Below are 24,369 nucleotides of genomic sequence, written 5' to 3' on the forward strand. Positions count from 1 at the left end.
AGCTCGGGGGTCTCGTCCGACGCGTAGCCGAACATCAGGCCCTGGTCGCCGGCGCCCTGCTTGTCCAGCTCGTCCTCGTCGCCCTCGACCCGCTGCTCGTACGCGGTGTCCACGCCCTGGGCGATGTCCGGGGACTGAGACCCGATGGACACCGACACGCCGCAGGAGGCGCCGTCGAAGCCCTTCTTCGAGGAGTCGTAACCGATCTCGAGGATCTTGTTCCGGACGAGGGTCGGGATGTCCGCCCACGCCTTGGTGGTCACCTCACCGGCGACGTGCACGAGGCCGGTGGTGATCAGCGTCTCGACGGCGACGCGCGAGGTGGGGTCCTCTCGCAGGAGTGCGTCGAGGATGGTGTCGCTGATCTGGTCAGCGATCTTGTCGGGGTGTCCCTCGGTGACGGACTCCGAGGTGAACAGACGACGGGACACAACGCTCCCTGGGGTTGCAGCGGCTGCTGGCTCTTCTCTGTCGGACCGGCAGGGGGCTGCGCCCCAAGACGTTCCGCGGACAGTCTATCGGTCGTGGTCGCGGGATGGACCAGGTGTCTCGCCTGGCGAATGCCCTGAGCGGGTGAATCCGGCCGCTTCACGGCGGGCGAACGCCCTGATGGGGCGTACATCACACGCGTCCCGCTGGATTCACGGTCCTCGTGGGGCCGGATGCGTCAGGTCGTGGCCCGCAGCCTCGGCAGGACCAGGTCCCAGACCGTCTCGGCGAGCGCTTCCTTCGGACCGTACGGCACGGGGGTCTCGGCGCCGTCCGAGGCGAGCACGACGGCCTCGTTCTCCTCGGAGCCGAAGGTCTTGCGCTCCCCCACCTCGTTGACGACGAGGAGGTCGCAGCCCTTGCGGCGGAGCTTCTCCCGGCCGTTGGCGAGGACGTCGTCGGTCTCGGCGGCGAAGCCGACGACCACCTGGCCCGGCAGGGCCCGGTCGGCGGAGAGCTCGGCGAGGATGTCGGGGTTGCGGACGAGCTCGACGGTGGGCGCTCCACCGTCGTCCTTCTTCTTGATCTTCCCGGTGGCGTAGACGGCCGGGCGGAAGTCGGCGACGGCGGCCGCCATGACCACGGCGTCGGCGTCGGCGACGGCCTTGAGCACGGCCTCGCGGAGCTGGAGGGCGGTGCCGACGTGGACGACGTCGACGCCGGCCGGGTCGGGGATGCCGGTGTTGGCCTCGACGAGGGTGACCCGGGCCCCCCGGGCGGCGGCGGCCCGCGCGAGCGCGTACCCCTGCTTCCCCGAGGAGCGGTTGCCCAGGTAGCGGACCGGGTCGAGGGGCTCACGGGTGCCGCCGGCGCTGACCACGACGTGCCGTCCGGCGAGGTCGGGGGCGGCGGTGCCGCCGGTGAGACCCTGCCGATTCAGGATGTGCCGGCAGATCTCGAAGATCTCCGCCGGGTCGGGCAGCCGGCCCTTGCCGGTGTCGACGCCGGTGAGGCGGCCGACGGCGGGCTCGATGACGACGGCGCCGCGCCGGCGCAGGGTGGCCACGTTCTCCTGGGTCGCCGGGTGCTCCCACATCTCGGTGTGCATGGCGGGGGCGAAGACGACGGGACAGCGCGCGGTGAGCAGCGTGTTGGTGAGCAGGTCGTCCGCGAGGCCGTGGGCGGCCTTGGCGAGCATGTCGGCGGTGGCGGGGGCGACCACGACGAGGTCGGCGGCCTGGCCGATCCGGACGTGCGGCACCTCGTGGACGCTCTCCCATACCTCGGTCGAGACGGGGTTGCCGGAGAGCGCGGACCAGGTGGCGGCGCCGACGAAGTGGAGGGCGGAGTCGGTGGGGACGACGCGGACGTCGTGGCCCGACTCGGTGAGCCGTCTGAGCAGCTCGCAGGCCTTGTAGGCGGCGATGCCGCCGCTGACGCCCAGAACGACCTTCGGCTTGGTCACCACTGCCACTCCCCGCACTCGGATGCCTACGACTCCATGAGACACCACAGGCCCGGCGGATGTTCCGCCGGGCCTGTGGTGAAGGAACGTGACGTGCTTACGTGGCCGGGCCCTCGATGGCCTCGGACGTCAGCAGACCCGCGTTGATCTCGCGCAGGGCGATCGAGAGCGGCTTCTCGTGGACGTGGGTGTCGACCAGCGGACCCACGTACTCCAGCAGGCCCTCGCCGAGCTGGGAGTAGTACGCATTGATCTGACGCGCGCGCTTGGCCGCGTAGATCACGAGGCTGTACTTCGAGTCCGTGGCCTCGAGCAGCTCGTCGATCGGCGGGTTGATGATGCCCTCGGGCGCGGTGATGGAAGAGGACACGCTCTACCTTCCGAAGATGGAAAAAGGATCGGACAGCCGAGTGGGTGTCCGGGGGAACAAGTGGATCATTCCCCAGAAGTCAACAGCATCAACGTTAGCAGCTCGCGCGCAACGTCCTCGACGGAGGTGTTGACGAGCGTGGTGTCGAACTCCGACTCGGCGGCCAGCTCGACCTTCGCGGCGGCCAGCCGGCGCTCGATGACCTCGGGGGACTCGGTGCCGCGGCCGGTGAGGCGGCGGACCAGTTCCTCCCAGCTCGGCGGGGCCAGGAAGACCAGCTGGGACTCGGACATCGAGTCCTTCACCTGGCGGGCGCCCTGGAGGTCGATCTCCAGGAGCACGGGCTCGCCGGCGTCGAGGCGGTCGAGGACCGCGCGGCGCGGGGTGCCGTACCGGTTGCCCGCGAACTCGGCCCATTCGAGGAGTTCACCGTTGGCGATCAGCTTGTCGAACTCGTCGTCCGTCACGAAGAAGTAGTGGACGCCGTGCTTCTCGCCGGGGCGGGGCTTCCGTGTCGTCGCCGACACCGAGAGCCAGACCTCGGGGTGGACCTTGCGCATATGAGCGACGACCGTGCTCTTGCCGACCCCTGAGGGGCCGGAGAGCACGGTCAGCCGCGGACGTACCTCTGCTGCCATGCAGCGATTATTCCAGCTTTACCGGGGTGCCCGGGACGCGTGTCCCGGATCGGTGGCCGGACCGGTCGCCGGATCAGGCGCCGGTGCTGCCGAACTCGCGCTCCAGGGAGGCGATCTGGTTGGAGCCGAGACCGCGCACCCGGCGGCTCTCGGAGATGCCGAGCCGCTCCATGATCTGCTTGGCGCGGACCTTGCCCACGCCGGGCAGGGACTCGAGCAGCGCGGAGACCTTCATCTTGCCGATGACGTCGTTCTCCTGGCCGGTCTTGATGACCTCGTGGAGGGAGGCGCCGGAGTGCTTGAGTCGATTCTTGACCTCGGCCCGCTCCCGGCGAGCCGCGGCGGCCTTCTCGAGCGCGGCTGCGCGCTGTTCAGGGGTAAGGGGCGGAAGAGCCACGCCTACGTCACCTCGGATGTCGATCTGTCGGATACGGACCGGTGAGGAACCTCGCGCCCCACACCAGTGGAGCAACGCTCAACGGAGTGGTCGTTGAACGCCTGCTCTGCCCCGGAGACTAGCGGCCGAGGCCGCTCCAGTCAGCGAGAACGAAGGAAAAGTCCTGGTCAGCATCGACCGACCGGGACTTTTCCGGCAAAACGACCCGGTTTTGAGCCAAGATTTCGTCAAGTAGTGAGACGGCCCGGCGGGACGGGTCGTCCCACCGGGCCGAAACAGTGCCGACATCCGGGTCGATCCGCTCCGACCTGCGGAGAGACCGTGATGCTCGTTACCCGCCGACGGCCGCGCGGATCTCGTCCGCGTACCGGTGCGCCGAGTCCCGCAGGGCGCTCGCGTCCGGTCCGTGCCGCAGGACCCCGCGGCTGACGTTCGGGACGACGTTGCCGACGGCCGCGCCGAAGACCGCCGGGAGGTCGGCCGGGGTCGCGCCCTGGGCACCGATGCCGGGAGCCAGGAGGGGACCGTTGATGTCCAGGTCGAACGAGGACAGGTCGCCGAGGGTGGCACCGACGACCGCGCCGAAGGAGCCCATCGGGCTCTCCCCCGCGTTCTCCGCGGCGAGGTGGCCCAGCATGGTCGCGCCGATGGTGCGGCCGTCCGGGTCGTCGGTGCGGACGGCCCGCTGGACCTCCGCGCCCTCCGGGTTGGACGTCAGGGCCAGGACGAAGAGTCCGGCGCCGGACTCGCGCGCCAGGTCCACGGCCGGCTTCAGGGAGCCGTAGCCGAGGTACGGGGAGACCGTGAGCGCGTCGGAGAAGAGCGGGGAGTCCTTGCGCAGGTAGGTCTCGGCGTACGCGGCCATGGTCGAGCCGATGTCGCCGCGCTTGGCGTCCATGACGACCAGGCCGCCCGCCGCGCGCAGATCGGCGGTGGCGCGCTCCAGGACGGCGACACCGCGCGAGCCGAAGCGCTCGAAGAAGGCGGACTGCGGCTTGAAGACGGCCACGGTGTCCGCGAGCGCCTCGACGACGGTGAAGGTGAACCGCTCGAGACCGGCGATGTCGTCGGTCAGGCCCCAGGAGTCGAGCAGCGCCGCGTGCGGATCGATGCCGACGCAGAGCGGGCCGCGCTCGTCCATGGCGGAGCGCAGGCGGGTGCCGAAGGAGAGAGTCATCGGGCGGCCTTTCGGTTGGCTGCGCCGACGGCCTCGGCGAGGGTGGCGTACGGGGAGGCCGCGAGGCGCGCGGCGAGGCCCTTGTGGATCGCGCGGGCGTAGAACGGGCCCTCGTAGATGAAGGCGCTGTAGCCCTGGACCAGGGTGGCGCCGGCCAGGATGCGCTGCCAGGCGTCCTCGGCGTTCTCGATGCCGCCGACGCCCACGAGGACCAGCCGGTCGCCCACGCGCGCGTGGAGGCGCCTGAGGACCGCGAGGGAGCGCTCCTTGACGGGCGCGCCGGACAGGCCGCCGGTCTCCTTGACGAGCGCGGGGTCGGACTTCAGGCCGAGGCCCTCGCGCGCGATGGTGGTGTTGGTGGCGATGATGCCGTCGAGGCCGAGCTCCAGGGCGAGGTCGGCGACCGCGTCGACGTCCTCGTCGGCCAGGTCGGGGGCGATCTTGACGAGGAGGGGGACCCGGCGGTCGGTGACCGTGCGGTCGGCGGCTTCGCGCACGGCCGTGAGGAGCGGTCGCAGGGACTCGGTGGCCTGGAGGTTGCGCAGGCCGGGGGTGTTCGGCGAGGAGACGTTCACGACGAGGTAGTCGGCGTGCGCGGCGAGGCGCTCGGTGGACTTCACGTAGTCGGCGGCGGCGTCGGCCTCGGGGACGACCTTGGTCTTGCCGATGTTGACGCCGACGACGGTGCGGAAGACCGGCGTGCGGGCGGCCAGGCGGGCGGCGACGGCGGCGGAGCCCTCGTTGTTGAAGCCCATGCGGTTGATCAGGGCGCGGTCCGGCACGAGCCGGAAGAGGCGCTTCTTGGGGTTGCCGGGCTGGGCCTCGCCGGTGACCGTGCCGATCTCGATGTGGTCGAAGCCGAGCATCGACATGCCGTCGATGGCGACGGCGTTCTTGTCGAAGCCGGCGGCGAGCCCGAAGGGGCCGTGCATCCGCAGGCCCAGGGCCTCGGTGCGCAGCTCCTTGTACCGGGGCGCGAGGACGGCGGCGGCGAAGGTCCGCAGCACGGGGACGCGGGCGGCCAGCCGGATCCAGCGGAAGGCCAGGTAGTGGGCCTCCTCGGGGTCCATGCGCTTGAAGACGACGTTGAAGAAGAACTTGTACATGTGCTCCGGTCCGGGTCTGCTCATGACGAGGGGGACACCGCAGATCCTGCCGGTGTCCCCCTCCTCTGACGGGCTGCTAGTCGCGGGCCGCGGTCAGGTGTTCCGCGTGCTCCTGGAGCGAGCGGACCCCGACGTCGCCCCGGTTGAGCGCGTCGATGCCCTGGACGGCCGCGGCGAGCGCCTGGACCGTGGTGAGGCACGGGACGCTGCGCGCCACCGCGGCCGTGCGGATCTCGTAGCCGTCGAGGCGGCCGCCGGTGCCGTACGGCGTGTTGACGATCAGGTCGACCTGGCCGTCGTGGATGAGCTGGACGATCGTCTTCTCGCCGTTCGGGCCCTCGCCCTCGCTCAGCTTGCGCACGACCGTGGCGTTGAGGCCGTTGCGCTTGAGGACCTCGGCGGTACCGGAGGTGGCGAGCAGCTCGAAGCCGTGGGCGACCAGCTCGCGCGCCGGGAAGATCATCGAGCGCTTGTCGCGGTTGGCGACCGAGATGAACGCGCGGCCCTTGGTGGGCAGCGGGCCGTAGGCGCCGGCCTGCGACTTGGCGTACGCCGTGCCGAAGACCGCGTCGATGCCCATGACCTCGCCGGTGGAGCGCATCTCCGGGCCGAGGACCGTGTCGACGCCGCGGCCGTGCACGTCGCGGAAGCGCGACCACGGCATCACGGCCTCCTTGACGGAGATCGGCGCGTCGAGCGGCAGGGTGCCGCCGTCGCCGGTCTTCGGCAGCAGGCCCTCGGTCCGCAGCTCGGCGATGGTGGCGCCGAGCGAGATGCGGGCGGCGGCCTTCGCCAGCGGGACGGCGGTCGCCTTCGAGGTGAAGGGGACGGTCCGGGAGGCCCGCGGGTTCGCCTCGAGGACGTAGAGGATGTCGCCGGCCATTGCGAACTGGATGTTGATCAGGCCGCGCACGCCGACGCCCTTGGCGATGGCCTCGGTGGAGGCGCGCAGGCGCTTGATGTCGAAGCCGCCGAGGGTGATCGGAGGCAGGGCGCAGGCCGAGTCGCCGGAGTGGATGCCGGCTTCCTCGATGTGCTCCATGACGCCGCCGAGGTAGAGCTCGTGGCCGTCGTAGAGGGCGTCGACGTCGATCTCGATGGCGTCGTCGAGGAAGCGGTCGACCAGGACCGGCCGGGTGGGGCTGATCTCGGTGGACTCGGCGATGTACGACTCCAGGCGGGTCTCGTCGTAGACGATCTCCATGCCGCGGCCGCCGAGCACGTACGAGGGGCGGACGAGGACCGGGTAGCCGATCTCGTCGGCGATGGCCTTGGCGCCGGCGAAGGTGGTCGCGGTGCCGTGCTTGGGGGCCGGGAGGCCCGCCTCGGCGAGGACCTGGCCGAAGGCGCCGCGGTCCTCGGCGGCGTGGATGGCCTCCGGCGAGGTGCCGACGACCGGTACGCCGTTGTCCTTGAGGGCCTGCGAGAGGCCCAGCGGGGTCTGGCCGCCGAGCTGGACGACGACACCGGCGACGGGGCCGGCGAGGGTCTCCGCGTGGACGATCTCCAGCACGTCCTCGAGCGTCAGCGGCTCGAAGTACAGGCGGTCGGAGGTGTCGTAGTCGGTGGAGACGGTCTCCGGGTTGCAGTTGACCATCACGGTCTCGTAGCCGGCGTCGCTCAGGGCGAAGGAGGCGTGGACGCAGGAGTAGTCGAACTCGATGCCCTGGCCGATGCGGTTCGGGCCGGAGCCCAGGATGATCACCGCGGGCTTGGTGCGGGGCGCGACCTCGGTCTCCTCGTCGTACGAGGAGTAGAAGTACGGCGTCTTGGCGGCGAACTCGGCGGCGCAGGTGTCGACCGTCTTGTAGACCGGGCGGACGCCGAGGGCGTGCCGGACCTCGCGGACGACGTCCTCGCGCAGACCGCGGATCTCGGCGATCTGGGCGTCGGAGAAGCCGTGGCGCTTGGCCTCGGCGAGGAGCTCGGGCTCGAGCTTCTCGGCGGCGGCCAGCTCGTCGGCGATCTCCTTGATGAGGAAGAGCTGGTCGACGAACCACGGGTCGATCCTCGTGGAGTCGAAGACCTCCTCCGGGGTGGCTCCGGCGCGGATGGCCTGCATGACGGTGTTGATGCGGCCGTCGGTCGGGCGGACCGCTTCGCGGAGCAGCTCGGCCTTGTCGCCGGGCTGGCCGACGAAGGTGAACTGCGAGCCCTTCTTCTCCAGGGAGCGCAGGGCCTTCTGGAGGGCCTCGGTGAAGTTGCGGCCGATCGCCATGGCCTCGCCGACCGACTTCATGGTCGTGGTCAGCGTGGAGTCGGCGGAGGGGAACTTCTCGAAGGCGAACCGCGGGGCCTTGACGACGACGTAGTCGAGCGTGGGCTCGAAGGACGCCGGGGTCTTCTCCGTGATGTCGTTCGGGATCTCGTCCAGCGTGTAGCCGACGGCGAGACGGGCCGCGATCTTGGCGATCGGGAAGCCGGTCGCCTTGGAGGCGAGCGCCGAGGAGCGGGAGACGCGCGGGTTCATCTCGATGACGATGATCCGGCCGTCGGCCGGGTCGATCGCGAACTGGATGTTGCAGCCGCCGGTGTCGACGCCGACCTCGCGGATGATCGCGATGCCGATGTCGCGCAGCCGCTGGTACTCGCGGTCGGTGAGGGTCATCGCCGGGGCGACGGTGATCGAGTCACCGGTGTGGACGCCCATCGGGTCGAAGTTCTCGATGGAGCAGACGACCACGACGTTGTCGTTCTTGTCGCGCATCAGCTCCAGCTCGTACTCCTTCCAGCCGAGGATGGACTCCTCCAGGAGCACCTCGGTGGTCGGGGAGAGCGTGAGGCCCTGGCCGGCGATGCGGCGCAGCTCCTCCTCGTCGTGGGCGAAGCCGGAGCCGGCGCCGCCCATGGTGAAGGAGGGGCGGACGACGACGGGGTAGCCGCCGAGGGTGTCGACGCCCTTGATGACGTCGTCCATCGAGTGGCAGATGACCGAGCGGGCGGACTCGCCGTAGCCGATCTTGGCCTTGACGGCCTCGACGACGCCCTTGAAGAGGTCGCGGTCCTCGCCCTTGTTGATGGCCTCGACGTTGGCGCCGATGAGCTCGACGCCGTACTTCTCCAGGACGCCCTGCTCGTGCATGGAGATCGCGGTGTTGAGCGCGGTCTGGCCGCCGAGGGTGGGCAGGAGGGCGTCGGGGCGCTCCTTGGCGATGATCTTCTCAACGAACTCGGGGGTGATCGGCTCGACGTACGTGGCGTCGGCGATCTCCGGGTCGGTCATGATCGTCGCCGGGTTGGAGTTGACCAGGATCACCCGCAGGCCCTCGGCCTTGAGGATGCGGCAGGCCTGGGTTCCGGAGTAGTCGAACTCGGCGGCCTGGCCGATGACGATCGGGCCGGAGCCGATGACCAGGACGGACTGGATATCGGTGCGCTTAGGCACGCTCGGCCTCCATCAGGGATACGAAACGGTCGAAGAGGTACGCGGCGTCGTGCGGGCCCGCGGCCGCCTCGGGGTGGTACTGGACGGAGAAGGCCGGCTGGTCGAGCAGCTGGAGGCCTTCCACGACGTCGTCGTTCAGGCAGACGTGCGAGACCTCGGCACGCCCGAAGGGGGTCTCGGAGACCTTGTCGAGGGGCGCGTCGACGGCGAAGCCGTGGTTGTGCGCGGTGATCTCGACCTTGCCGGTCGTGCGGTCCTGGACCGGCTGGTTGATGCCCCGGTGGCCGTACTTCAGCTTGTAGGTGCCGAAGCCGAGCGCGCGGCCGAGGATCTGGTTGCCGAAGCAGATACCGAAGAGCGGGGTCTTCCGCTCCAGGACGGCCTGCATGAGGGCGACGGGGCCGTCCGCGGTGGCCGGGTCGCCCGGGCCGTTGGAGAAGAACACGCCGTCCGGGGCGACCGCGTACACGTCCTCGACGGTCGCGGTGGCGGGCAGCACGTGGACCTCGATGCCGCGCTCGGCCATCCGGTGCGGGGTCATGCCCTTGATGCCGAGGTCGACCGCGGCGACGGTGAACTTCTTCGTGCCGATCGCGGGGACGACGTAGGTCTCCTTGGTGGCGACCTCGGCGGAGAGGTTCGCGCCCTTCATCTGCGGCTGGGCCTTGACCTTGTCGAGGAGGGCCTCGTCGCGGATGCCGGTCCAGGCGTCGCCGGAGAAGATGCCGACGCGCATGGCGCCGCGCTCGCGCAGGTGGCGGGTGAGGGCGCGGGTGTCGATGCCGGAGATGCCGACGACGCCCTGGCGCTCCAGCTCCTCGTCCAGCGAGCGCCGGGCGCGCCAGTTGGAGGAGACGCGGGCGGGGTCGCGGACGACGTAGCCGGAGACCCAGATCCGCTCGGACTCGGGGTCCTCGTCGTTGACGCCCGTGTTGCCGACGTGCGGGGCGGTCATGACGACGACCTGGCGGTGGTACGACGGGTCGGTGAGGGTCTCCTGGTAGCCGCTCATGCCGGTGGAGAACACGGCCTCGCCGAAGGTCTCCCCCACGGCCCCGTAGGCGCGACCGCGGAAGATGCGGCCGTCCTCCAGGACGAGTACGGCGGGAACCTTGCTGGTTCCCCGGGTGGAGGTCGTCATCGTGCGATGCCTTCCGTCGTGGTGGTCATGGAGTTGATGGCCTCGACCCAGGCGGTGTGTTCGGCCGCCCGGTCGGACCGGAAGCCGGAGTCGAGCAGGGTGCCGCCGTGCGTCCAGGTGACGATCAGCAGGCCGCCCTCGGCGAGGACCTTGCCCGCGATGCCCTTGTCGAGGCGGGCCTCGCGCAGGGCTTCGGCCGGGACGAAGAAGTCGTTCGCCCCGGGGCGTACGACCGCGAGCCCGGCGTCGGTGAGCGTGAGCTCGACGCGGCTGCGGGTGCCGAGCCCGTGGGCCACGATCCGGTCGAGCCACTGCCCGGCGGTCGTGGAGCCGTGGTAGCGCCCGCTGAGAGTCAGTTTCTCCACACCGGCGGCCTCGGGCGCGGTGGGGAGCTCGGGGAGGTCCGACTGGAGGCTGCCGCGCCACTTCCAGCCCTGGCGCATCAGCCAGTACACGAAGGCGATGAAGAGCAGCAGTCCGGCGACCCAGCCGAGCCGTCCGGCCCAGTCGGTCACCTCCGCCGACTTCTGCTCGGCAGCCTCTGCGGCGATTGCGATGAGTGGTGTCACGCCAGCTTCCCGTCCACGACCGTTGCCCGGCCCCGCAGGAAGGTGTGGGTGACGCGTCCCGGCAGCTCACGGCCCTCGTAGGGGGTGTTGCGGCTGCGGGAGGCGAAGTCCGCGGGGTCCACGACACCACGGTAAGCCGGATCGACCAGCGTCAGGTTCGCGGGCTCACCAGCCGAGACGGGTCGTCCGTGGCCGGTGGCCCGTCCGATGCGGGCGGGCGCGAAGGACATCCGGTCGGCGACGCCGGCCCAGTCGAGGAGTCCGGTCTCGACCATCGTCTGCTGGACGACGGAGAGCGCGGTCTCCAGGCCGACCATGCCCATGGCGGCCGCGGCCCACTCGCAGTCCTTGTCCTCGTGGGGGTGCGGGGCGTGGTCGGTGGCGACGATGTCGATCGTGCCGTCGGCCAGCGCCTCGCGGAGCGCGAGGACGTCCTTCTCGGTGCGCAGCGGCGGGTTGACCTTGTAGACCGGGTTGTAGCTCCGGACCATCTCGTCGGTGAGGAGGAGGTGGTGCGGGGTGACCTCGGCGGTGACGTCGATGCCGCGGGACTTGGCCCAGCGGACGATCTCGACGGAGCCTGCGGTGGAGAGGTGGCAGATGTGGACGCGGGAGCCGACGTGCTCGGCGAGGAGGACGTCGCGGGCGATGATCGACTCCTCGGCGACGGCCGGCCAGCCGCCGAGTCCGAGCTCGGCCGAGACGATGCCCTCGTTCATCTGGGCACCCTCGGTGAGGCGGGGCTCCTGGGCGTGCTGGGCGACGACGCCGCCGAAGGCCTTCACGTACTCCAGGGCGCGGCGCATGATCACGGCGTCGTCGACGCACTTGCCGTCGTCCGAGAAGACGGTGACGCCGGCGGCGGAGTCGTGCATGGCGCCGAGCTCGGCGAGCTTCCTGCCCTCCAGGCCGACGGTGACGGCGCCGATGGGCTGCACGTCGCAGTAGCCGGACTCCTTGCCGAGCCGGTAGACCTGCTCGACGACACCGGCGGTGTCGGCGACCGGGTGGGTGTTGGCCATGGCGAAGACGGCCGTGAAGCCGCCGGAGGCGGCGGCGCGGGTGCCGGTGAGGACGGTCTCGGAGTCCTCGCGGCCGGGCTCGCGCAGGTGGGTGTGGAGGTCGACGAGGCCGGGCAGCAGGATCTGGCCGTCGGCCTCGATCACGGTGGCGGCGTCGGCGGACAGGCCGGTGCCGACCTCGGTGATGGTCTCGCCGTCGATCAGCACGTCCTGGACGGCGCCGCCGAGCACCTTCGCACCGCGGATCAGAGTCTTGCCCATGGTTACTTGTTCTCCTCGGTACGGGGGGTGCTGGGGGCGGGGGCGGCGGAGTCGTTGCCGCCGAGCAGCAGGTAGAGGACCGCCATCCGGACGGAGACGCCGTTGGCGACCTGCTCGACGACCGTGCAGCGGTCGGAGTCGGCGACCTCGGCGGTGATCTCCATGCCGCGGACCATGGGGCCGGGGTGCATGACGATGGCGTGCTCGGGCATCTTCGCCATCCGCTCGCCGTCGAGCCCGTACCGGCGGGAGTACTCGCGCTCGGTGGGGAAGAAGGCGGCGTTCATCCGCTCTCGCTGCACACGCAGCATCATGACGGCGTCGGACTTCGGCAGCACGCGGTCGATGTCGTACGAGATCTCGCAGGGCCAGGTCTCGACGCCGACGGGGACCAGGGTGGGCGGGGCCACCAGGGTGACCTCGGCGCCGAGGGTGTGCAGCAGGTCGACGTTGGAGCGGGCGACCCGGCTGTGCAGGACATCGCCGACGAGCGTGATCCGCTTGCCCGCGAGGTCCTGGCCGAGTCCGGCGTCCCGGCCGACCAGGCGGCGGCGCATGGTGAAGGCGTCCAGGAGGGCCTGGGTGGGGTGCTGGTGGGTGCCGTCGCCGGCGTTGATGACGGGGGCGTCGATCCAGCCGGAGGTGGCGAGGCGGTACGGGGCTCCGGAGGCTCCGTGGCGGATGACGACCGCGTCGACGCCCATGGCCTCCAGGGTCTGCGCGGTGTCCTTGAGGGACTCGCCCTTGGAGACGCTGGAGCCCTTGGCCGCGAAGTTGATGACGTCGGCGGAGAGGCGCTTCTCGGCGGCCTCGAAGGAGATCCGGGTCCGGGTGGAGTCCTCGAAGAACAGGTTGCAGATGGTCCGGCCGCGCAGGGTGGGCAGCTTCCGGATGGGCCGGTCGGCCACCCGGGCCATCTCCTCGGCGGTGTCGAGGATCAGGACGGCGTCGTCGCGGGTGAGGTCGGCGGCCGAGATGAGGTGACGCATCATCGGTGTGTCTCTCCGTGGTGGGGAGGTGTGAGGGCATGCGGGGGCGCAGGGGGGTGCCCCGGCCCCGCGGGGGAAAGCCGGTCCGGCTAGGCGGTGGGCCGGGCGCCGAGCAGCACGGTGTCGCGACCGTCCTCCTCGGCGAGCTGGACCTTGACCGTCTCCCGCAGCGACGTGGGGAGGTTCTTGCCGACGTAGTCGGCGCGGATCGGAAGCTCGCGGTGGCCGCGGTCGACGAGGACGGCGAGCTGGACCGCGCGGGGGCGGCCGATGTCGCCGAGGGCGTCGAGGGCGGCGCGGATGGTGCGACCGGAGAAGAGCACGTCGTCGACGAGGACGACGAGGCGGCCGTCGATGCCGTCACCGGGGATCTCGGTGCGGCCGATGGCGCGGGCCGGCTTCATCCGCAGGTCGTCCCGGTACATGGTGATGTCCAGGGATCCGACGGGGATCTTGGCGCCGGTGATCGATTCGAGCTTCTCGGCCAGCCGGCGGGCGAGGAACACACCGCGGGTGGGGATGCCGAGGAGAACCACGTCGTCCGCGCCCTTGGCGCGCTCGACGATCTCGTGAGCGATGCGGGTCAGGACCCGCGCGATGTCGGGGGCCTCGAGAACGGGCCGCGCGTCGTCGCCGTACTTCTGCTGAGTGTCCATGAAGAAACGGACCTCCTTCTCCGCCTCACGGGACGGTTCTTAAAGGACGTCGGATTTGCGACGTCAACGATACCAGGGGCGGGCGGAGCCCTCCCCCGCACCCCTGGCGCCACTCCGGGCACCGTCCCCCGGGAGTGGGCGGTACGGACCATTCGGCTTGACGGGAAAGAGTAACGCTGCGTAACCTCACAGTGAGTTACCAGCCGCGCGGCGCAGCCGCATGTCGTCACAGCGTCCGGGAGCGTTATGTCCAGCGAATACGCAAAGCAGCTCGGGGCCAAACTCCGTGCCATCCGCACCCAGCAGGGTCTCTCCCTCCACGGGGTGGAGGAGAAGTCCCAGGGCCGCTGGAAGGCGGTCGTGGTCGGTTCGTACGAGCGCGGGGACCGCGCGGTGACCGTGCAGCGTCTTGCCGAGCTGGCCGACTTCTACGGGGTGCCGGTGCAGGAGCTCCTGCCGGGCACCACGCCGGGCGGGGCCGCCGAGCCGCCGCCGAAGCTCGTGCTCGACCTGGAGCGCCTCGCGCACGTCCCCCAGGAGAAGGCGGGCCCGCTCCAGCGCTACGCGGCGACGATCCAGTCGCAGCGCGGCGACTACAACGGCAAGGTGCTGTCGATCCGTCAGGACGACCTGCGCACCCTCGCCGTCATCTACGACCAGTCCCCCTCGGTCCTCACCGAGCAGCTCATCAGCTGGGGCGTGCTGGACGCGGACGCGCGCCGCGCGGTCGCCCACGAGGAGAACTGACCCCTTCCGGGGACCCAGCAGAAACGTACCGCCGGGCCCGTGGACGTCATCCGACGTCCACGGGCCCGCGGCCTTTCCCCGGTGCCGCGACCCGCGGTCCCGCCCGCTCTCGCGACGCCGGCCTTCCTCGCGTCCCGCAGGGGTGCCTCCCCCTCACGCGACGCCTCACGCGACGCCTCACGCGAGGCCTCACGCCCGCCCCGTCGCCTGCCGCTCCCGTGACGTCTCCGCCCGCCCCGACGCCTGCCGCCCACGCCGTCGCGAACGCGATGCGCCGGGGACACGGCGAAGGGGCCCGCAGCACGAGTGCTGCGGGCCCCTTCGACTGCCGGTGACGTCATCCGCCTCAGACGTCGGCGTCCCGGCGCAGACGCGGCTTCAAGTCCTTGAAGCGCGCCAGCAGGCCGTTGACGAAGGTCGGGGACTCGTCCGTGGAGAACTCCTTGGCGAGCTGCACCGCCTCGTCGATCGCGACCGCGTCCGGCGTGCCGTCCTCCCAGATCAGCTCGTACGCACCGAGGCGCACGATGTTCCGGTCGGCGACGGGCATCCGGTCGAGGTCCCAGTCCACCGCGTAGGTCGCGATGAGCTCGTCGATCCGGGCCACGTGGGACGCGTAGCCCTCGACCAGCTGCATGGTGAAGTCGTTCACCGGCGGCTGGCGGTCGTCCGACCGCGCGTGCCGGACCTGGTCCGCGAGAACCTCCTGGACGGAGGCACCGCGCTGGTCCGCCTCGAAGAGGATCTGGAAGGCGCGCTTGCGTGCCTTGCTCCGAGCGGCCACGGTTACTTGTTCACCCGGCCGAGGTAGTCGCTGGTGCGGGTGTCGACCTTGACCTTCTCGCCGGTGGTGACGAAGAGCGGGACCTGGATCTCGTGGCCGGTCTCCAGCGTGGCGGGCTTGGTGCCGCCGGTGGAGCGGTCGCCCTGGACGCCCGGGTCGGTGTGCTTGATCGTCAGCTCGACGGCGGCCGGGAGCTCGACGTAGAGCACCGAGCCCTCGTGCTGCGCGACGGAGGCGGTGAAGCCCTCGATGAGGAAGTTGGCGGCGTCGCCGACGGACTTGCGGTCGACCATGAGCTGGTCGTACGTCTGCTCGTCCATGAAGACGAAGTAGTCGCCATCCATGTAGGAGAACTGCATGTCGCGGCGGTCGATGGTGGCCGTCTCGACCTTCACGCCGGCGTTGAAGGTCTTGTCGACGACCTTGCCGGACAGCACGTTCTTGAGCTTGGTGCGCACGAAGGCCGGGCCCTTGCCGGGCTTGACGTGCTGGAACTCGACGACGGACCAGAGCTGGCCCCCGTCGAGCTTGAGCACCATGCCGTTCTTGAGGTCGTTCGTGGAAGCCACGGTTGCGGAATCTCCTGGACTGACGTGGGACCGCGGATGCGTACGCGCCCTACAGCGCGAGCAGCTCCTTGGTCGTGATGGTGAGTAGCTCGGGTCCGCCGTCCGCCTCCTGGCGCACGACGAGCGTGTCATCGATCCGGACCCCGCCCCGTCCCGGGAGGTGAACCCCCGGTTCGACGGTGACCGGCACACAAGCGTCCAGTTTACCCATGGCCGAGGGTGAGAGCTGCGGGTCCTCGTCGATTTCGAGCCCCACCCCGTGCCCGGTGAGGGGTACGGCGGCCTCCCCGTGCCCCGCCGAGTCCAGAATCTGGCGGGCCGCCCGGTCCACGTCACGGTACTCGGCGCCCGGCACGAGAGACTCCCGGCCGGCCCGCTGAGCGGCGAAGACGAGCTCGTACAGCTCGATCTGCCAGTCGGCCGGCGTCGTGCCGATGACGAAGGTGCGGCCGATCTCGCAGCGGTAGCCGCGGTAGTCGGCGCCGAGACAGACGGAGAGGAAATCGCCCTCCTCCACCCGGCGGTCGGACGGCCGGTGGCCCCGGCGGCCGGAGTGCGGGCCGGTCGCCACCGAGGTCGGGAAGGCGGCCCCGTCGGCGCCGTGGTCGACGAGCCGCCGCTCCAGCTCCAGGGCGAGGTGCCGCTCGGTCCGCCCGACCAGGATCGATTCCAGGAGCTCCCCGAGCGCCTGGTCGGCGATCTCGGCGGCAATGCGGAGACAGGCGATCTCGTCCTCGTCCTTCACGATCCTCAGCTGCTCCACGGCGCACGCGAGGTCGGCGAGCCGCAGCCCCGGCACGACGGAGCCCATGGCACGGTGCCGGGTCACGGTCAGATCGTGCTCCTCGACCGCCAGCGCGTCGGCGCCCGCCCGGCGGGCGAGGTCGACCGCGGCGACGGCGGGATCGCCGCCCCCCGCGGGCAGCACCTGCCGGCGGAGGAGTTCGTCGAGCCGCCCGTCGACCGGTTCACCGGTGGGAGCGACCGGGCAGAGCAGCACGTCCGCGTCGGGTGCGGGCCCGACGAGGAGGACCGCGCCCGGGGGCGAACCGCCCGCGAGATAGCGGACGTTGGCAGGGCGGGAGACCAGGGCCGCCGGGCTGCCCGCGGCCGCGCACCGATCGCGCAGCCGTACACGGCGGTCCGCATACACCTCTGACATGCTCCGAGCCTACGAGCAGCGGGGCGCGGCGGCCTGTTCAGGACGGCCGACCGGGCGGGAACCCCGGCCGGGCCGTGATCGACCCGGCCGTGGGGCCGGGTCGGGCCTCCCCCGACCCCGACCCTCACCCCGACCCGACCCTGCCCGGTGTCACCAGGTGGGCGGGCTGGCGATCGCGCGGGCCAGCACGTCGTCGAGGACGCGGGCGGTGGTCTCGACGTCGTACGTGGAGTTGTCGATGATCGGCAGGCCGGAGCCGTACCAGCCGGCCATCCGGCCGTGGATGGCCGCGACCTCCTCGTCCGAGAGGCGCCGGTTGCCGCTGCGCTCGGCGTTGCGCTCCAGCACGATCTCCAGACCGGGCAGGAGCACCACGGGCAGCAGCCCGGGGCCGACGTGGCGCTTCCAGCCGCCGAGGCCGACGACGGGCCGGTCCGGGAAGACGGCGTCGTCGACGATGCAGGAGATGCCGTTGGCGAGGAAGTTGCGCGCGGCGAACCCGCAGGTGCGGCGGGCGAGCCGGTACTGCGCCTCGGAGTGCTCGTTCCACCCGGACTGCGGGTCGGCGAAGCCGGAGCAGACCCACTCGCGGACGTCGTCGAGGCTGATGTGCGCGGTGGGCACCCGGCGGCGCTGCGCCCAGTGCCGGGCGACGGTGGTCTTGCCGGCGCCCGCGGGGCCGATGAGCAGGACGGCGAGGGTCGCGGCACCGGTACCGCCGCCGTGCTCCACGGCGGGTGCGAGCGGCGCGCTCACGGGCGGCAGGGGCACGTGCCCGGTGAAGTCGGCGCGCGGGGGCTGCCCGCCGGGATACTGCGAGCCGCCCGGGTGCTGCGGACCGCCGCCGGAATGCTGCGGTACGGGACCGGGGCCGCCCCAGCCGGGCGTACCGGGCCCGGTGGGGGGCGCGGACCGCGGAGGCGGGGCGGAGTGCGGCGACGCGGCGTGCGGAGGCCGGGGGGCGCCGCTCGGGACGGTCGGGTGCACACCGAGCCGGGGTCCGGCGGGCGGCCCCGGGTAGGGGGCGCCGGGCGGAGGCGGCGGTATCGGCGGCAGCCCTCCCGGGGCAGTGCCGGGCACGCCGCCGGGGCCGCCACCGGCCGTGCCGGGCACGGGTCCGGTCGGCGCTCCGGTGCCTGCTCCGATGCCGGCTCCCGGGCCGGTGCCGTGCCCAGGCGCGGCCCCCGGCGCGGAAGCGGGATCCGGGACGGGTCCCGGGCCGGTACCGGGGTCGGCCGCCCGGCCCGGTCGCTCCGGCGGTGGCAGCGGACCCCCCACTGCGTGCTGCATCCGGTCCCACTCCGTCTCGTACGCCTGTTGTAGCCGGTGTCTCCGGTGCGCCGGAACGTTACCGCCCCCGGCCCCCGCCAGGGGAACGGCCGGGGCCCCTCACTGGTGCCCGGTCAGCCCGTCAGTTCCTCGGCGAGCGCCCGCAGCGCCAGCCGGTAGGACCCGATCCCGAAGCCGGCGACCGTCCCGGTCGCCACGGCCGCGACGACCGAGGTGTGCCGGAACTCCTCCCGGGCGTACGGGTTCGAGATGTGGACCTCGATCAGCGGCGCGGTCCGCTGGGCGGCCGCGTCCCGCATCCCGTACGAGTAGTGCGTGAACGCCCCCGGGTTGATCACCACCGGTACCGCGCGGTCCGCCGCCTCGTGGAGCCAGCGGATCATCTCGCCCTCGTCGTTCGTCTCCCGCACCTCGACGTCGAAGCCGAGCTCCGCGCCGAGGGCCTTGCAGGACTCGACGAGGCCCTTGTAGGAGGTGGCGCCGTAGATGTCGGGCTCACGGGAGCCGAGCCGGCCCAGGTTGGGGCCGTTGAGCACCAGGACGGGACGGGGCTCGCTCACGCGGACACCTCTCCGTACGCCGCGATCAGGACCGCCGGGTCGGGGCCCTCGAGGACGGTCGGCTTGCCGATCCCGTCGAGCACGATGAAGCGCAGCAGGTCACCGCGGGACTTCTTGTCCACCCGCATGGTCTCCAGCAGCTTGGGCCACTGGTCGCCGCGGTAGCTGAGCGGCAGTCCGACGGACTCCAGGATCGCCCGGTGCCGGTCGGCGGTGGCGTCGTCGAGGCGCCCGGCGAGGCGGCCGAGCTCGGCGGCGAAGACCATGCCGACGGAGACGGCGGCGCCGTGGCGCCACTTGTACCGCTCGTTCTTCTCGATGGCGTGGGCGAGGGTGTGGCCGTAGTTGAGGATCTCGCGGCGGCCGGACTCCTTGAGGTCGCCGGAGACGACCTCGGCCTTGACCCTGATCGAGCGGACGAGCAGCTCGGCCGTGTGGGGACCGGCGGGGGTACGGGCCGCCTGCGGGTCCTCCTCGATGAGGTCGAGGATCACCGGGTCGACGATGAAGCCGGCCTTGATGATCTCCGCGAGGCCGCTGACGTAGTCGTTGACCGGCAGCGAGTCGAGCGCGGCCAGGTCGCAGAGGACCCCGGCGGGCGGGTGGAAGGAGCCGACGAGGTTCTTGCCCTCGGCGGTGTTGATGCCCGTCTTGCCGCCGACGGCCGCGTCGACCATCGCGAGGACGGTGGTGGGCACCGCGATCCAGCGGACACCGCGCAGCCAGGTCGCGGCGACGAAGCCGGCCAGGTCGGTGGTGGCACCGCCGCCGACGCCCACGATGACGTCGCTGCGGGTGAAGCCGGTCTGGCCGAGCGCCTTCCAGCAGTAGGCGGCGACCTCGGCGGTCTTCGCCTCCTCGGCGTTCGGCACCTGGATGGCGACCGCCTCGTAGCCCTGGTCGGCGAGGTCCGCGCGGAGCGCCTCCCCGGTGTCGGCGAGCGCCTCCGGGTGGATCACGGCGACCCGCTTGGCCTGGTTGCCGATGAGGGCCGGGAGCTCGCCCAGCAGCTGCCGGCCGACCAGCACCTCGTACGGATCCGTGCCGGCGCTGCCCGCGACGTGGATACGGGTGACTTCCTGGTCCGTCGTCATGCGTCCTTCTTCAGATCCAGTGCCGCGAGGACCGCGTCCGCGACCTCTTCGGGGGTGCGGTCGTCGGTGGTGACGACGGCCCGCGCGACTTCGGTGTATAGATGGCGGCGCGCCTCCATCAGCTCGCGCCACTGACGGCGCGGGTTGACGGCGAGCAGCGGGCGCGCGGTGTTGAGGCCGACGCGCCGGACCGCCTCGTCGACGTCCATCGAGAGGTACGCGACGGGCAGCCCGGCCAGCAGGGCGCGGGTTCCGGCGTCGAGGACGGCGCCTCCGCCGAGGGCGAGGACTCCCCCGTGCCCGGCGAGGGCCGCGGCGACCGCGTCCCGCTCCAGGGCGCGGAAGTGCTCCTCGCCGTCCTCGATGAAGATGTCGGAGATCTCGCGGCCCTCGGCGGCGACGATGTCGGCGTCGGTGTCCCGGTAGGGCGCGCCGAGCCGGTCGGCCAGGAGCGCGCCCACCGTGGACTTGCCGGAGCCCATGGGCCCGACGAGGACGACCAGGGGACCGCCGGTCACCGGATGTGCAGGTTCTCGAGGTACGACCGCACGTTGCGGCGGGTCTCGGGGACGCTGTCGCCGCCGAACTTCTCGACGACGGCGTCCGCGAGGACGAGCGCGACCATGGCCTCGGCGACGATGCCCGCCGCGGGGACGGCGCAGACGTCGGAGCGCTGGTGGTGGGCCTGGGTGGCCTCGCCGGTGGCGACGTCGACGGTGGCGAGGGCGCGGGGCACGGTCGCGATGGGCTTCATCGCGGCACGGACCCGGAGCAGCTCGCCGGTGGTCAGACCGCCCTCGGTGCCGCCGGAACGGCCGGAGGTGCGCCTGATGCCCTCGTCGGTCTTCACGATCTCGTCGTGGGCCTGGGAGCCGGGCACGCGGGCCAGGTCGAAGCCGTCGCCGACCTCGACGCCCTTGATGGCCTGGATGCCCATGAGCGCGGCGGCGAGCCGCGCGTCGAGGCGCCGGTCCCAGTGGACGTGGGAGCCGAGGCCGACGGGCACGCCGTAGGCGAGGACCTCGACGACACCGCCGAGGGTGTCGCCGTCCTTGTGGGCCTGGTCGATCTCGGCGACCATCGCCTTCGACGCGTCGGCGTCGAGGCAGCGGACCGGGTCGGCGTCGAGCTTCTCGACATCGGCGGGGGTCGGGTAGACGCCGTACGGCGCCTTGGCGGCGGCCAGTTCGACGACGTGCGAGACGATCTCGATGCCCGCGGTCTCCTTGATGAAGGAGCGGGCGATCGCGCCGAGGGCGACACGGGCCGCGGTCTCCCGGGCGCTGGCGCGCTCCAGGATCGGCCGGGCCTCGTCGAAGCCGTACTTCTGCATGCCGGCGAGGTCGGCGTGACCGGGACGCGGCCGGGTCAGGGGGGCGTTGCGGCCCGTCTCCTTGAGCTCGGACGGGTCGACCGGGTCGGCCGCCATGACCTTCTCCCACTTGGGCCACTCGGTGTTGCCGACCATGACGGCGATCGGGGAACCGAGGGAGAGCCCGTGCCGGACTCCGCCCAGGAAGGTGATCTCGTCCTGCTCGAACTTCATCCGGGCGCCGCGCCCATAGCCGAGGCGTCGCCGCGCGAGGTGGTCCGCCACCAGCTCAGTGGTGACCGGGACGCCGGCGGGAAGGCCCTCCAGTGTCGCGACCAGCGCGGGTCCGTGGGATTCCCCAGCGGTCAGCCAACGCAACCTGCTCAACGATGCTCCTCATGCTCGCGCCTGGGTACTGCGACGGCGCGACCGGGTGCGCGGCCCTGGCCCGCCATCCCTGATCCTCCCACGTCCGCGGGACGAACCCGTCCTCCGGTCCAGCTGTCGGACGCGAATCGCGCCGTTCCGGACGTTTCCGGGGGTCTCGGCCGACGCTAGCGGGCCGCCAGGGCCTGCTCCCCCGCCGCGCGCATCGCGGCGAGCGGCGCCCTGGGGACGCCGGTCATCTGCTCGACCTGGAGGACGGCCTGGTGGACGAGGAGGTCGAGGCCGCCGACCACCTTGCCGCCGCGGTCGGACCAGGCCGCGGCGAGCGCGGTCGGCCACGGGTCGTACAGGACGTCGAAGAGGGTGCCGACGGCATCGGGGACGGCGCCCGCGAGGGCGTTCGTCGTGCCGGCGGGGGTGGTCGCGATCACCAGCGGGGAGGCGAAGGCCTCCGCCGCGTCGTCCCAGGCGGCGGTCCGGACCTCCACGCCGAGCCGCTCGCCCCAGCCGCGCATCTCCTCGGCCCGCGCCTCACTGCGTACGTACGCGGTGACGGGCCCGTCGCAGATCCGGGCGAGCGCGGCGAGCGCGGAGGAGGCGGTGGCGCCGGCCCCGAGGACCGCCGCCGACTCCACCTTCTCGACGCCCCGCTCGCGCAGGGCGGCGAGCATGCCGGGGATGTCGGTGTTGTCGCCGACCCGGCGGCCGTCCTCGCGGAGGACGACCGTGTTCACGGCCTCGACCGAGGCGGCCGTGTCGCTGATCCCGTCGAGCAGCGGGATGATCGCCCGCTTCAGCGGCATGGTCAGCGACAGTCCGGCCCAGCTGTCGTCCAGCTCGCGGACGAAGCCGGGCAGCCCGGCCTCGTCGACCTCGAAGCGCTCGTACGACCAGTCGTCGAGACCGAGGGCGGCGTACGCGGCCCGGTGCAGGACCGGGGAGAGCGAGTGCGCGATCGGCGAGCCGAGGACGGCCGCGCGGCGGGACAGGGTCATGTTCAGTTCCCCGCGTTGAACTTGTCGACGAGCTTCTGGTGCTCGACGAGCGTCTTGGCGAATTCGGTCTTGCTCATGCCGTCGGTGGCGACGAAGTAGATCCAGCCGTCCTTCGTCGGGTCGAGCATGGCGGCGAGGGCGTCGTTGCCCGGGTTGCTGATCGGACCGGGCGGCAGGCCCTTGTGCTTGTACGTGTTGTACGGGTCGGTGTTGCTGTTCGCCTCCTTCTCGGAGATCTTGATCTCCGACTGACCCTTCAGGTAGTTGAGGGTCGAGTCGAACTGCAGCAGCTGGAACGTCTCGCGGTTGTCCGGCGCCAGGCGGTTGTAGATGACCTCGGCCATCTTGCGGAAGTCGTCGTGCGTCTTGCCCTCCGCCTGGACCAGGCTGGCCACCGTGAGGAGTTCCCACGGCCCCTCGACGCCGAGGCCCTTGGCCTTCGCCGCCAGGTCGAGCTTCGCGTACTCCTGGTTGGCGCGCGCGACCATCTTGCGGAGCGCGTCCTCCGGCTTGCTGCTCTTGGCCACCGGGTAGCTCGCCGGGTAGAGGAACCCTTCCAGCGGGTCCTTGATGTCGGGGTGCTTCTTGGCCCAGTCGGGCAGTCCGAGGCTGTCCGCCTTGGCGCGGGCGACCTCCTTGGCGGTGCCCGGCTTGAGGTCGAGGCGCTTGTCGAGCTGGTCGTACACCCAGGCGTTGCGCTTGCCCTCGGGAATGACGAGGTTGGCCTGGCTGGCCGGGTCGAGCATCATCTTCACCGCGTTCTCGGCCGACATCTCCTTCTTCAGCGTGTACACGCCCGCCTGGATGGAGAGGCCCTTGGAGTTGCGCCCTTGCGCCGAGACGAAGGCGTCGACGCTCTTGACGACGCCCGCCTTCTTGAGGATGTTGCCGATCTCGTTGCCCAGCGCGCCCTTCGGGATCTCGACCTGGACGTCGCCCGAGCCCGTGCCCGCGTAGTCCTCCGCCGCGCCGAACTGGCCCTGCCAGAACTGGTAGCCGAAGTAGCCGACGCCGCCGACGCCGCCCGCGAGGACGAGGGCGACGACGAGGCAGGCCACGCCGTTCTTGCCCTTGCGCTTGTTCGCCTTGCTCCGGCGTTCGCGGTCGCCGCCGCGGGAGCCCCGGCCGCGGCCCGGCTCCTCGTCGTACGCGTCGTCGTCCGGGTCCTCCTCGCCGGTGAAGAAGGGGTGCTTCTCCTCCTCCGGCTCCGGCTGGGCCTCCTCCTCCGGAGCCCAGTCGATCACCGGCTCCGGCGGGTTCTGCCGGCGGCCGGGGGGCTGGGGCGGGGGGTACGCCTCGGGGGTGCCGTACAGGTCGGGGTTCTGGCCGCCGTACGGATCGGCCGGAGGACCGCCGTACGGCATCGCCGCCTGGCCCGTCTCCCAGTTGCCGTCGTACTGCTGTCCGAGGTGCCCGGGCGTGTCGTACCCGCCCTGACCCTGGTCCTGGTACCCCGTCCCGTACTGCTGCGGCTGCTGGTGCTGCTGTTCGTAAGCCTGCTGGTACTGCTGCTGATGCGCAGCGTGCTGCTGAGCCTGCTGCTGGTACTGCGCCTGCGGATCGACGTACCCCTGCGGCTGCTGCTGGTACTGCTGCGCATGCTGCTGCTGGTGGTTCTGCTGGTACGGGTCGCCTTCGTACGCCTGCGGGACCTGACCGGTCTGGCCGCCCTGCCCGTACGGGTCCTGGTAGCCGTGAGCGCCCTGGCCGTACTGGTTTGCCTGCTGCGGGTGCGGGTAGTGCTGCTGCTGGCCCTCCCACCCCTGGTCCCCGTACAACGGGTCCCCGGGGTGCCACGGTTCGGAGCCGGGGCTCCGGCCATACTCAGTCATCGATCCCCAAAACAGCCGCGAGGCTTCCGGAC

Annotated in this window: 24 protein-coding genes; 1 reads left to right on the plus strand and 23 read right to left on the minus strand. The window is 71.6% G+C overall.

The window, feature by feature from the left end; all coding sequences use genetic code 11:
• The 13 genes from AMK27_RS28995 to pyrR all read right to left on the minus strand — a co-directional run.
• Positions 1-431: S-adenosylmethionine synthetase N-terminal domain-containing protein (locus AMK27_RS28995; RefSeq protein WP_274535752.1), on the minus strand; the 431-nt coding region annotated here is incomplete at its 3' end.
• Between the two features lie 236 nt (positions 432-667).
• The gene (gene coaBC / locus AMK27_RS29000; protein WP_073915431.1) at positions 668-1,894 is read right to left on the minus strand and encodes a bifunctional phosphopantothenoylcysteine decarboxylase/phosphopantothenate--cysteine ligase CoaBC; all 1,227 of its coding nucleotides are present in this window, start codon (positions 1,892-1,894) and stop codon (positions 668-670) included.
• 97 nt (positions 1,895-1,991) lie between these two features.
• On the minus strand, positions 1,992-2,264 hold the full coding sequence (gene rpoZ, locus AMK27_RS29005) for a DNA-directed RNA polymerase subunit omega (RefSeq protein WP_030316319.1): 273 nt from the start codon (positions 2,262-2,264) through the stop codon (positions 1,992-1,994).
• Between the two features lie 65 nt (positions 2,265-2,329).
• On the minus strand, positions 2,330-2,902 hold the full coding sequence (gmk, locus tag AMK27_RS29010) for a guanylate kinase (protein ID WP_073914561.1): 573 nt from the start codon (positions 2,900-2,902) through the stop codon (positions 2,330-2,332).
• 73 nt (positions 2,903-2,975) lie between these two features.
• Positions 2,976-3,299: an integration host factor gene (locus AMK27_RS29015; RefSeq protein ID WP_030204477.1), complete on the minus strand. Its 324-nt coding sequence runs from the start codon at positions 3,297-3,299 to the stop codon at positions 2,976-2,978.
• A gap of 331 nt (positions 3,300-3,630) precedes the next feature.
• Positions 3,631-4,476 carry an orotidine-5'-phosphate decarboxylase gene (pyrF, locus tag AMK27_RS29020; protein WP_073914565.1) on the minus strand — a complete coding sequence of 282 codons (846 nt, stop codon included), beginning with the start codon at positions 4,474-4,476 and terminating at the stop codon, positions 3,631-3,633.
• Entirely contained in the window at positions 4,473-5,582 is a 1,110-nt protein-coding gene (locus AMK27_RS29025) for a quinone-dependent dihydroorotate dehydrogenase (protein WP_073914569.1), read from the minus strand. The genes pyrF and AMK27_RS29025 overlap by 4 nt, the downstream gene beginning before the upstream one ends.
• 76 nt (positions 5,583-5,658) lie before the next feature.
• Entirely contained in the window at positions 5,659-8,967 is a 3,309-nt protein-coding gene (gene carB / locus AMK27_RS29030; protein WP_073914574.1) for a carbamoyl-phosphate synthase large subunit, read from the minus strand.
• Entirely contained in the window at positions 8,960-10,108 is a 1,149-nt protein-coding gene (gene carA, locus AMK27_RS29035; protein ID WP_073914578.1) for a glutamine-hydrolyzing carbamoyl-phosphate synthase small subunit, read from the minus strand. The genes carB and carA overlap by 8 nt, the downstream gene beginning before the upstream one ends.
• Positions 10,105-10,677, minus strand: coding sequence for a PH-like domain-containing protein (locus AMK27_RS29040; RefSeq protein WP_073914621.1), 573 nt, complete (start codon positions 10,675-10,677; stop codon positions 10,105-10,107). The genes carA and AMK27_RS29040 overlap by 4 nt, the downstream gene beginning before the upstream one ends.
• Positions 10,674-11,960 carry a dihydroorotase gene (locus AMK27_RS29045; protein ID WP_073914623.1) on the minus strand — a complete coding sequence of 429 codons (1,287 nt, stop codon included), beginning with the start codon at positions 11,958-11,960 and terminating at the stop codon, positions 10,674-10,676. The genes AMK27_RS29040 and AMK27_RS29045 overlap by 4 nt, the downstream gene beginning before the upstream one ends.
• 2 nt (positions 11,961-11,962) lie before the next feature.
• Positions 11,963-12,952 (minus strand): aspartate carbamoyltransferase catalytic subunit, encoded by a 990-nt coding sequence (locus AMK27_RS29050; protein ID WP_073914625.1) that lies wholly within the window; start codon positions 12,950-12,952, stop codon positions 11,963-11,965.
• 86 nt (positions 12,953-13,038) lie between these two features.
• Positions 13,039-13,605, minus strand: coding sequence for a bifunctional pyr operon transcriptional regulator/uracil phosphoribosyltransferase PyrR (pyrR, locus tag AMK27_RS29055; protein ID WP_073914627.1), 567 nt, complete (start codon positions 13,603-13,605; stop codon positions 13,039-13,041).
• A gap of 246 nt (positions 13,606-13,851) precedes the next feature.
• Between pyrR and bldD the strand changes: the two genes are divergently transcribed.
• The gene (bldD, locus tag AMK27_RS29060) at positions 13,852-14,352 is read left to right on the plus strand and encodes a transcriptional regulator BldD (RefSeq protein WP_015032294.1); all 501 of its coding nucleotides are present in this window, start codon (positions 13,852-13,854) and stop codon (positions 14,350-14,352) included.
• 346 nt (positions 14,353-14,698) lie between these two features.
• Here bldD and nusB read toward each other — a convergent pair whose 3' ends face one another.
• The 10 genes from nusB to mltG all read right to left on the minus strand — a co-directional run bounded on the left by nusB (position 14,699) and on the right by mltG (position 24,337).
• Positions 14,699-15,136 carry a transcription antitermination factor NusB gene (gene nusB, locus AMK27_RS29065; protein WP_030316299.1) on the minus strand — a complete coding sequence of 146 codons (438 nt, stop codon included), beginning with the start codon at positions 15,134-15,136 and terminating at the stop codon, positions 14,699-14,701.
• Between the two features lie 2 nt (positions 15,137-15,138).
• The gene (gene efp, locus AMK27_RS29070) at positions 15,139-15,705 is read right to left on the minus strand and encodes an elongation factor P (protein WP_073914630.1); all 567 of its coding nucleotides are present in this window, start codon (positions 15,703-15,705) and stop codon (positions 15,139-15,141) included.
• 49 nt (positions 15,706-15,754) lie between these two features.
• Positions 15,755-16,867: an aminopeptidase P family protein gene (locus tag AMK27_RS29075; protein ID WP_073914631.1), complete on the minus strand. Its 1,113-nt coding sequence runs from the start codon at positions 16,865-16,867 to the stop codon at positions 15,755-15,757.
• 150 nt (positions 16,868-17,017) lie between these two features.
• Complete coding sequence (locus AMK27_RS29080) at positions 17,018-17,947, minus strand: AAA family ATPase (protein WP_241847640.1); 930 nt, start codon at positions 17,945-17,947, stop codon at positions 17,018-17,020.
• Positions 17,948-18,270: 323 nt separating this feature from the next.
• Positions 18,271-18,717: a type II 3-dehydroquinate dehydratase gene (gene aroQ / locus AMK27_RS29085; RefSeq protein ID WP_073914634.1), complete on the minus strand. Its 447-nt coding sequence runs from the start codon at positions 18,715-18,717 to the stop codon at positions 18,271-18,273.
• Positions 18,714-19,811 (minus strand): 3-dehydroquinate synthase, encoded by a 1,098-nt coding sequence (gene aroB, locus AMK27_RS29090; protein ID WP_073914636.1) that lies wholly within the window; start codon positions 19,809-19,811, stop codon positions 18,714-18,716. Before aroB ends, aroQ begins: the two co-directional genes overlap by 4 nt.
• Positions 19,808-20,329, minus strand: coding sequence for a shikimate kinase (locus tag AMK27_RS29095; protein WP_073914638.1), 522 nt, complete (start codon positions 20,327-20,329; stop codon positions 19,808-19,810). Before AMK27_RS29095 ends, aroB begins: the two co-directional genes overlap by 4 nt.
• Complete coding sequence (gene aroC, locus AMK27_RS29100; RefSeq protein WP_073914641.1) at positions 20,326-21,510, minus strand: chorismate synthase; 1,185 nt, start codon at positions 21,508-21,510, stop codon at positions 20,326-20,328. Before aroC ends, AMK27_RS29095 begins: the two co-directional genes overlap by 4 nt.
• Positions 21,511-21,677: 167 nt before the next feature.
• The gene (locus AMK27_RS29105) at positions 21,678-22,505 is read right to left on the minus strand and encodes a shikimate dehydrogenase (protein ID WP_073914645.1); all 828 of its coding nucleotides are present in this window, start codon (positions 22,503-22,505) and stop codon (positions 21,678-21,680) included.
• 2 nt (positions 22,506-22,507) lie between these two features.
• Positions 22,508-24,337: an endolytic transglycosylase MltG gene (mltG, locus tag AMK27_RS29110; protein WP_073914649.1), complete on the minus strand. Its 1,830-nt coding sequence runs from the start codon at positions 24,335-24,337 to the stop codon at positions 22,508-22,510.
• Between the last annotated feature and the right edge of the window lie 32 nt (positions 24,338-24,369).

Source organism: Streptomyces sp. CB02009 (assembly GCF_001905825.1).
GTDB lineage: Bacteria > Actinomycetota > Actinomycetes > Streptomycetales > Streptomycetaceae > Streptomyces.

Bases quoted from the DNA above. Each gene is read 5' to 3' on its own strand.
- gmk (WP_073914561.1), bottom strand. From the start codon at position 2,902: ATGGCAGCAGAGGTACGTCCGCGGCTGACCGTGCTCTCCGGCCCCTCA.
- pyrF (WP_073914565.1), bottom strand. From the start codon at position 4,476: ATGACTCTCTCCTTCGGCACCCGCCTGCGCTCCGCCATGGACGAGCGC.
- AMK27_RS29025 (WP_073914569.1), bottom strand. From the start codon at position 5,582: ATGTACAAGTTCTTCTTCAACGTCGTCTTCAAGCGCATGGACCCCGAG.
- carA (WP_073914578.1), bottom strand. From the start codon at position 10,108: ATGACGACCTCCACCCGGGGAACCAGCAAGGTTCCCGCCGTACTCGTC.
- AMK27_RS29045 (WP_073914623.1), bottom strand. From the start codon at position 11,960: ATGGGCAAGACTCTGATCCGCGGTGCGAAGGTGCTCGGCGGCGCCGTC.
- AMK27_RS29050 (WP_073914625.1), bottom strand. From the start codon at position 12,952: ATGATGCGTCACCTCATCTCGGCCGCCGACCTCACCCGCGACGACGCC.
- pyrR (WP_073914627.1), bottom strand. From the start codon at position 13,605: ATGGACACTCAGCAGAAGTACGGCGACGACGCGCGGCCCGTTCTCGAG.
- bldD (WP_015032294.1), top strand. From the start codon at position 13,852: ATGTCCAGCGAATACGCAAAGCAGCTCGGGGCCAAACTCCGTGCCATC.
- AMK27_RS29075 (WP_073914631.1), bottom strand. From the start codon at position 16,867: ATGTCAGAGGTGTATGCGGACCGCCGTGTACGGCTGCGCGATCGGTGC.
- aroB (WP_073914636.1), bottom strand. From the start codon at position 19,811: ATGACGACGGACCAGGAAGTCACCCGTATCCACGTCGCGGGCAGCGCC.
- AMK27_RS29105 (WP_073914645.1), bottom strand. From the start codon at position 22,505: ATGACCCTGTCCCGCCGCGCGGCCGTCCTCGGCTCGCCGATCGCGCAC.
- mltG (WP_073914649.1), bottom strand. From the start codon at position 24,337: ATGACTGAGTATGGCCGGAGCCCCGGCTCCGAACCGTGGCACCCCGGG.